We start from the raw sequence: 8527 nt of genomic DNA, 5'->3' as shown, positions 1-8527 counted from the left end.
CGGCAGCGGCAGTGGTTTATAAGCGACCGCGGGGGGAGATGGCCCGCGTCGCCGGGGGCGCCTCCTTTGCTATTTTGATAATTTGGCGACGGCGGCGACGAGACTAATCTCCCCCCTTGCGGGGGAGATGGCCGGCAGGCCAGAGGGGGGTGCCTCGCGCCCCACATCCCCATGACCTCCCGCTATCCCGCCATCGCATCAGACATCGCGACGCTCTTCGCCGCGCGCAACACCCATGCGGTCGAGGTCGCGGTTCTGCAGCCGGCCGATCCGTTCCTCGACATGGCCGGCGAGGATTTGCGCCGGCGGATTTTTCTCACCGAAAGCGAGACCGGGCAGACGCTTTGTCTGCGGCCGGAATTCACCATTCCGGTCTGCCTCGACCATATTGCCAGCCAGGCCGGCACGCCGCGCCGCTATTCCTATCTCGGCGAGGTGTTTCGCCAGCGCCGCGAGGGCGGCAACGAGTTCTTCCAGGCCGGCATCGAGGACCTCGGCGACCGCGACACGGCCGCCGCCGACGCGCGCTCGCTGGCCGATGCGTATGCGCTGCTTTCGCTGGTGCTGCCCGGCCGGGAGCTGGCGGTGACGCTTGGCGACCAGACCATCTTCGAGGCGGTGCTGGCAGCGCTTGGCCTGCCGCGCGGCTGGCGCATGCGGCTGGCCCGCGCCTTCGGCTCGGCGCCGATGCTTGAGGCAGCCCTTGCCGACCTCGCCAATCCGCCGCGCAACAGCCAGCTCGCCGGCGCGGTCGCCGGCCTTGTCCTCGACGGCGATCTGGAAGCTCTTTCGGCGCATATCGCCGTCGGCATGGAAGAGGCCGGCCTGTCGGCAACGGCCGGGCGTTCGCCGTCCGAAATCGCGCGGCGGCTGATCGAGAAGGCCGAATTGCGCAGCGTACGCTTGTCGAGCGAGGCATTCGCGGCGTTGAAGAGTTTTCTGGCGATCGACGTGCCGCTCGACAGCGCCGCCGGGGCGCTCGAAACTTTCGCCGCCGATGCCGGGCTTTCGCTGGGGGCTGCGCTGGAGAATTTTTCGGCCCGCGCGGCGGCCATCGAAAGCCTCGGCCTGCCGATGTCTGAAATCAGCTACGATGCCGCCTTCGGCCGCCCGCTCGATTATTATACCGGCCTCGTCTTCGAGATCGCGGCGCAAGGCGGCGACCGGCCGCTCGCCGGTGGTGGCCGCTACGACCGGCTGCTGACGCTGCTCGGCGCCAAAACGCCGATCCCCGGCGTCGGCTTTTCCGTCTGGCTCGACCGCATCGAGGCGCTGCGGGAGACGGCACCATGATCACGCTGGCGATCCCGTCGAAAGGCCGGCTCAAGGAGCAGGCGCTGGAGGTGCTGGCCAAGGCCGGGCTTGCCGTCAGCCTGCCCGGCGACGAGCGCAAATACCGCGCCCGTATCGATGGCATGGAGAGCGTCGAGATAGCCTTCCTGTCGGCCTCCGAAATCGCCGGCGAAATCGGCCAGGGTTCGGTCGATCTCGGCATCACCGGTGAGGATCTGCTGCGCGAAAACCTTGCCGATTGCGAAACGCGCGCCGAAATCATCGCCCGCCTCGGTTTCGGCAATGCCGATGTCGTCGTCGCCGTGCCCGACATCTGGCTCGATGTCGATACGATGGCCGACCTCGACGACGTCGCTGCCGATTTCCGTCAGCGCCATGGCCGGCGGCTCAGGATCGCCACCAAATACTGGCGCCTGACCCAGCAGTTCTTTTCGCAAAAGCACGGCATCCAGGTCTACCGCATCGTCGAAAGCCTCGGCGCCACCGAAGGCGCGCCGGCAGCCGGATTGGCCGACATCGTCGTCGACATCACCACGTCAGGCGCGACGCTGCGCGCCAACCATCTCAAGGTGCTGGCCGATGGCCTGATCCTGCGCTCGCAGGCCTGCCTCGTGGCGTCGCGGAAGATGCGGGCGGCGGCCGACGAGGCGGTGTTGCGCGATATTGCGGCCAGGATGGCGCTGGTGAACGCAGGCTGACGATTGCGGAGCAGGCGCCGTCGGCGAAGCTGCCAATCTCCCCCCTTGTGGGGGAGATGGCCGGCAGGCCAGAGGGGGGTGCTGTCCCGCCGACCTGTCAGCCAATCGGAGCCTCATCCGTTCTCGGTTGGGGGTGGCTGAAGTCGAACTTGGCGATCCTTCGCACCCCCCTCTGCCCTGCCGGGCATCTCCCCCGCAAGGGGGGAGATCGGATATCGCCTCGGCTTTCGCCAACCACCAACGCTGGATCCAGCGGTCAAGCCGCGGCACCGACCTGAAGCGATTTCCCGAAGACACAGCAATTTTGTTCTTGCTTTGTGCCGGCAGCTGTGCTACTAATCTCGCTATGGTGCCAATTGGCCCCGAAGACCCGCCCGCCGAGGCGGGTTTTTTGTTTTCGGCCCGGCAGGGCGAGTTCCCACCCAGCCCTACCATCGACGGGATTTCCACCACCCCGCCGGGCTGATAGGCTCGGCCCGTCTGCGGAGGACACGGCGATGCCGATCAATCTCGACGAGTTGAAGAATGCCACCAGCCTGCGCGGCAATCGCGAGGGCGGTTCGTTCATTGCGCCTGTCGACGGCACGGCGCATGTCTCGGGCGACCGCAGCGTGCCTTTGCTCAACCTGACCATCCCGGCGCTGTTTGCCGATACGGTCGGCAAATACGGCACGCTCGATGCCGCCGTCTTCGTCGAGCAGGACAAGCGCTTCACCTGGGAGGAACTGTCGGACACCGTCGATGCGCTGGCCGCCGGCTTCCTGGTGCTCGGCCTCGAGAAAGGCGACCGCGTCGGCATCTGGTCGCCGAACCGCTGGGAATGGCTGGTGACGCAATTCGCCACCGCCCGCATCGGCCTGATCCTGGTCAACATTAACCCGGCCTACCGGTTGGTCGAGCTGGAATATGCCTTGAACAGGGTCGGCTGCAAGGCGCTGGTCACCGCCGCCAAATTCAGGAGTTCCGACTATCTCGGCATGATCGAGACGCTGGCGCCGGAGATCGCCAAGGCCACCCCGGGCAAGCTCGATGCCAACAGACTGCCGTCGCTGAAGATCGTCATTCGCATGGACGAGGAGAGTTCGCCGGGCATGTTCAACTTCGCCGACGTGCTGGCGATGGCTGGGCGCGACGAGCATGACAGGCTCGACCGCATCTCCGACGGGTTGAAACCGGACGATGCCATCAACATCCAGTTTACCTCAGGCACGACCGGCGCGCCGAAGGGCGCGACGCTGACCCACAACAACATCGTCAACAACGGCAATTTCGTCACCGCGGCAATCCGGCTCACCGTCGACGACCTGCTGTGCATCCCGGTGCCGCTCTACCATTGCTTCGGCATGTCGATGGGCACGATGGGCTGCGTCACCAAGGGCGCGACCATGGTTTTCCCGAGCGAGGGGTTCGATGCCGGCGCCACGCTGAAGGCGGTGGCAACGGAACGCTGCACCGCGCTCTACGGCGTGCCGACAATGTTCGTCGGCCTGCTCGACCATCCGGAGTTCGCCTCCTTCGATCTCACCAGCCTGCGCACCGGCATCATGGCCGGCTCGCCATGCCCGATCGAGGTGATGAAAAAGGTAGTGTCGGTGATGCATATGGCCGAGGTGACCATCGCCTATGGCATGACCGAGACCAGCCCGGTGTCGTTCCAGAGCAGCGTCGACGATCCCCTGGAAAAGCGCGTCTCGACCGTCGGCCGCGTCCATCCTCATGTCGAGGTCAAGGCGATCGACGCCGAAGGCGCCACCGTCGCGGTCGGTGCGCCGGGCGAGCTCTGCACGCGCGGCTATTCCGTGATGAAGGGCTATTGGGACGACGAGGCAAAGACCCGCGAGGCGATCGACGCCGACGGCTGGATGCACACTGGCGACCTCGCCACCATCGATGCCGAGGGCTATTGCAACATCGTCGGCCGGGTCAAGGACATGGTCATCCGCGGCGGCGAGAACGTCTATCCGCGCGAGGTCGAGGAGTTCCTCTATCGCCACCCCAAGGTCAAGGAGGTGCAGGTGTTCGGCATTCCCGACCCGAAATATGGCGAAGAACTGTGCGCCTGGATCGTGCTGAAGCCCGGCCAGATCACCACGGAGCAGGAGATCAAGGCCTTCTGCGCCGGCCAGATCGCCCATTTCAAGATCCCGCGCTACATCCGCTTCCGCACCGAATTGCCGATGACGGTGACCGGCAAGCCGCAGAAATACCTGATGCGCCAGGCGATGATCGATGAACTGGGATTAGTGACGCAGAAGACGGCGTGAAAAGGCTTCCGTTCGTATAGCGTGACGGAGGCGTTGTTTGGGCAACATGTTTGAGGGGGGTGTTCCATGCGGATTGGGTTAAGCGTGCTTTTCCTGGCAACTCAGATGGCAGCCACCACGGCGCTGGCGCAGACGGCGGCCGAGCGTGAGGCCTGCCAGGCAGATTACCAGAAGTTGTGCAAGGGCGTGTTGCCGGGCGGTGGCCGCGTCGTCAAATGCCTGGCCGATCACATGAGCGAGCTGACGCCCGAATGCAAGAAGGTCGTCAAGGCCAACACGCCCGGCTAACGCGTGAGCTTTGTGCCGGGACAGGAGGTGTCCCTGGGCAGGAGGATTCTTGTCGAAGCGGACCCCACCTCCCCACAAGGGGCGTGGGGAGGGTTAGGGGGTAGGGTACGCAGCGACGGGGGCACGTCATGACCCATGATATGCGATTGCTCTGGGCGGGAATGGTTGCAGTGCGCAACAACGGCTGCAACCGCGGGAACGCAGAAGAATGACAATGAGTGGTTTGGCAAGATCGGCGGTTTCCTACGGCATGCCGCTGGCCGCCCTGGCGATGGCGGTCGCGGTCAGGGCCAGCGGGGTATCGGTGGACGAAGGGTCGCTGGGCACCAGGATATTCATCGGCGCGCTGTCGAGCGCGATCATGTTCATCACCATTTTCGTCGTGCTCGACCACGCCGAGGCGGTGGCCAGGCGGGTAGGCGAGCCGTACGGCACGTTGGTGCTGACCATCGCCGTGACGGCAATCGAAGTGTCGATCATCGTTTCGATCATGCTGCACGGCGCCAACAACCCGACGCTTGCGCGCGAATCCGTGTTCTCGACGGTGATGATCACCTCCACCGGCGTCGTCGGCATGTGTCTGACGTTTGGCGGCTGGCGCCATCGCAAGCAGGCGATCGTCCGCCAAGGGACCAGCGCCTACCTGGCGGTTCTGGTCGCGCTCAGCGTCATGACGCTCATTCTGCCGACCTACACGCGAACCACCGATCCCGGCACGTTCTCGGCGGCGCAACTCGGCTTCGTCAGCGTGCTTTCGGTGCTGCTTTATGCGGGTTTTCTGTTCGCGCAGACTGTCCGCCACCGCGACGATTTCATCGACGCACAAGCACACGGCGCCGCGGTGCGAGCCGACGCCCACGAAAGCCTCGCCGCCGGCGCTCTGCTCCTGCTGATCGGGCTGATCGGCATCGTCATGCTGGCCGAGCAGGTCGCGGCAAGTGTCGAAGACGCTCTCGTCGCCTACCAGGTGGCCCAGGCGGACGCCATTGTCGGCGCAATGATCGCGGGCTTGGTCTTGATGCCGGAGGCGATCTCGGCGGTTCGTGCCGCGCTCAACAACGAACTGCAGCGCGGCCTGAACGTCGCCATGGGTTCGGCCTGCGCCACGATCGGCCTGACAATACCAGGCATAGCCGCCGCCAGCCTGCTGACCGGAAGAGGACTGACACTGGGGCTGCCGGCGACCGACACGGTGCTTTTGGTCCTGGCGCTCTTCATCTGCAATGTGAGCTTCAGCACGGAAAGAACGACGTTCCTGACCGGGCTGGTGCATCTGGTGGTGTTTTGCACGTATGTGTTTTTGATATTTGTGCCGTGAGGGGGGTGGGGAAGCCGGCGATCGGATGCAGACTGGTCAGCAAAGCCGCTATCGGTCGGGATCTCGAACGAGCAGCCATCCGCTTGCGCATCAAGTTGCTGAAAACGGCAGGTCGCGGGAGTTTGTGTTGCGCCGGGCGTTTGCGCCATGAGCGGACGCTTGACACCGGCCGCGTTCATGATTTGCAACACGCAGCCAGCCCCTGATGTCGATCAAGGCCGGAATACTCTGACCTCCCTGCACGTAGCAGACCACTCTTCGACAGGTTCTCCTCAAATCTTGGGGGAATTGCAGGGTCTGAGAGTCTTGATACCTTCAGTACTACGCACCTGGGATATCGAAGAGGCGATAATATCGCAATTAAGAATTCACCTCCGTTTTTCCAGAGCTAGGTGGGTCAAGTTGAATCGCAAACCGCGTCGGTCGCTGGAGCTTTTGAACAACGCCCGATCCCTGAGCCCGGTCGAGCCAGGACCTGACTTGCTCTCGTTCGAGCTCAAATCGCTCCGCGATTGCAGTGTCTGACTGGGGCCCGTCAGTCAGCCACTCGGTAAGAGCCTCGATAAAGAAATCATACAAGGACTTGGCCGAATGCGGCGCCTCGATAGCGGGTGGCGTGGGCTCTACTGGCAGGCCGAGTTGCGAAGAACCACCCTCGGCGTCCGAAAATAGGAACTGTCTTAGACTCTGAGACCCACTTCTCTCAAGGTTCGCGATGGGCCGCAGTCCAAGGTGGACTAGACGCTGGTTTCCGGGCGCGGCGTCGTTCGCTAACCGAACGAAGGCTCGCGTCCAACGATGCTTCTCGTTCTCAACGGCACCCGTCCAGGTACCGCCCTTGGTATCGCTGTCGACCACCACCGCCGCGGACGCGAGCGCGTACATGTACTTATTGCGATCCATAGCGTTTGCGACGGTGAAGCTAGAGTCGGGGTCGTAAGGAGTGACGAGGACGAGCTTTCCCGAAAGAATTGGGTCACGATTTCGCTTAGCAAGGACCGCTTTCGCGAGCGCATCGACCAAAACCGAAGTGACGCTGCCTCCCGCTTCAATAGCGCTTTCCATAGCTACACGGTCGACTCCACGAGCGTCGCCCGACACCACGACTAAGCCTTCCGAAGCACAGCGCTGTCCTAATTGGGCCGCAAACTCCAATCCGGACTCTGACGCGTTGCGTGAACCAACGATACAAACTGCTTCGGCGTCGAGCAGTTCCGAATTACCAGCGAGATAGAGGATCGGCGCGGCGGCACTGCGAAGTTTTTTCTTTAGCAGTGACGGATAAAACGCGTCACCTCGGCCGATCACCTTAATCCCGAGCTGCGACCAACGCTCAACAGCCAATGCAAGCGACGTTCCACGCGCCAACAGTTTCGAGATCCGATCTGAATCTATTATGAGACTCTTTGGCACCTGGCGCACGATATCCGCCGGGCGCATCTCTAAATCGAGCAGTTGCTTCGCAAGCCGGTTATACTCCGCTATCGTAAGCGGCTTCACCTCGGGCGAGCGAGCAAATTGACCTACCAGTAGCAAGGTTGCCTGGGTATCGGGCGATAACACTCCCATCACTTTCCTTTAGTTTTCCGCCGCTGACGCTGACGCCAGCACAAGCGGAAAGACTGGCCCTGCTCCGGCCTGCCGAAGGAGCGCGCCGATCACCGTTAAAGACCAACGAGAGTCGACCACGTCGTCGACCAGCAACACCGATCCCCTTTCGAGTTGCTCGGCAGCAACCTCAAACGCTCCGTCCAGATTGCTCGATTGCTGCCAGCTGTTCATCATATGCCTCTGGCGCTGCGTTTCCTTCACCTTTGAGACGACGTCTCTAAATGGAACGCCAAGCCGAATGGCTAGGCGTTTCGCAAAATCAGGGACGAGAGCCTCACTGCGTAATGAAGGCACGCAGGTGACCCACGTCGGCGCGGGCTGAGGGTGCCACCGCTCCTCAATCATCTCGGCGCATGCCTCGACAAGCTCGTCACTGAAACGTCCGCCTTCCTTGTCCTCATCGACCTGAGTCCCCCAACCGGCATCTCGCCAGACGGAAAGCGCCCGTCCGTCCTCGCAGCGGAGCCCGAGTGCGATATTGCCAGTCCAACCATAGGTGGAAAACGCGCCTGGTTCCCACCTCTTCCGGGATTTGATGACGACATCGCTGCGCTTTATGAACCGGCTCGCCTCTGCAATAGCGGCGGCGTTCAGCTCGATTTCGATGAGTGGCACTCCGAGGCAATTGGCACAGCGCCCGCAGTCGCGAGCAGCAGGGTCATCGAGTGCCTCGCCAAGGAACCGCATGAGGCAACGGTCGGTCTCTAGATAGGCTCGGACGTGATCCCATTCCCCTTGGCGCTGCCCAGTTAGTCGTTCAACACGCTCTCGATCCGACTGGTATGCGTTGATCGTGCGATACCAGCGGGACCCCTGCTTCGCCACAAGCCCGCTACTTGCTACCGAGAGCATCTTGAGAACCTTTTCGATCTGCGACTTACGAAGGTTCACTTCTTGGGTGAGCCCTATCGCCGACATGCCATCGTCGGCTTGATCGAGCACGTCCAAAATCTTCTCAACTTGCCATTCTCTATCGCATTCACACATCTGGGTTGCGCTTTGCGGCGAAGCTCGATTCTATTTCGGCCGGAAAAGCCGAAGGAGGGTTGAATGAC

The 8527-nt window shown here is 62.7% G+C and carries 7 protein-coding genes; 5 read left to right on the top strand and 2 right to left on the bottom strand.

The window, feature by feature from the left end:
• Positions 1 to 171 precede the first annotated feature (171 nt).
• The 5 genes from NKJ46_RS34075 (at position 172) to NKJ46_RS34055 (ending at position 5861) form a co-directional block, all read left to right on the top strand.
• Positions 172 to 1293 (top strand): ATP phosphoribosyltransferase regulatory subunit, encoded by a 1122-nt coding sequence (locus NKJ46_RS34075; protein WP_352671652.1) that lies wholly within the window; start codon positions 172 to 174, stop codon positions 1291 to 1293.
• The gene (gene hisG / locus NKJ46_RS34070) at positions 1290 to 1991 is read left to right on the top strand and encodes an ATP phosphoribosyltransferase (RefSeq protein WP_352671650.1); all 702 of its coding nucleotides are present in this window, start codon (positions 1290 to 1292) and stop codon (positions 1989 to 1991) included. Before NKJ46_RS34075 ends, hisG begins: the two co-directional genes overlap by 4 nt.
• A gap of 497 nt (positions 1992 to 2488) precedes the next feature.
• Positions 2489 to 4255, top strand: coding sequence for an AMP-binding protein (locus NKJ46_RS34065; RefSeq protein WP_352671648.1), 1767 nt, complete (start codon positions 2489 to 2491; stop codon positions 4253 to 4255).
• 105 nt (positions 4256 to 4360) lie between these two features.
• A complete protein-coding gene (locus tag NKJ46_RS34060) occupies positions 4361 to 4543 on the top strand; it encodes a cysteine rich repeat-containing protein (RefSeq protein ID WP_352671646.1) in 183 nt (60 codons plus the stop codon).
• A gap of 214 nt (positions 4544 to 4757) precedes the next feature.
• Entirely contained in the window at positions 4758 to 5861 is a 1104-nt protein-coding gene (locus NKJ46_RS34055; RefSeq protein WP_352671644.1) for a calcium:cation antiporter, read from the top strand.
• Positions 5862 to 6221: 360 nt separating this feature from the next.
• Here the strand turns inward: NKJ46_RS34055 and NKJ46_RS34050 are convergent, their stop codons facing one another.
• On the bottom strand, positions 6222 to 7424 hold the full coding sequence (locus NKJ46_RS34050) for a DNA-processing protein DprA (protein ID WP_352671642.1): 1203 nt from the start codon (positions 7422 to 7424) through the stop codon (positions 6222 to 6224).
• 15 nt (positions 7425 to 7439) lie between these two features.
• Complete coding sequence (locus NKJ46_RS34045) at positions 7440 to 8420, bottom strand: ComF family protein (protein WP_352671639.1); 981 nt, start codon at positions 8418 to 8420, stop codon at positions 7440 to 7442.
• Positions 8421 to 8527 lie beyond the last annotated feature (107 nt).

This window comes from Mesorhizobium sp. M0166 (assembly GCF_040322255.1).
Lineage (GTDB): Bacteria > Pseudomonadota > Alphaproteobacteria > Rhizobiales > Rhizobiaceae > Mesorhizobium.
The sequence above is the reverse complement of the archived record's forward strand: the minus strand, read 5'-3'. Positions and strand labels throughout refer to the sequence as shown.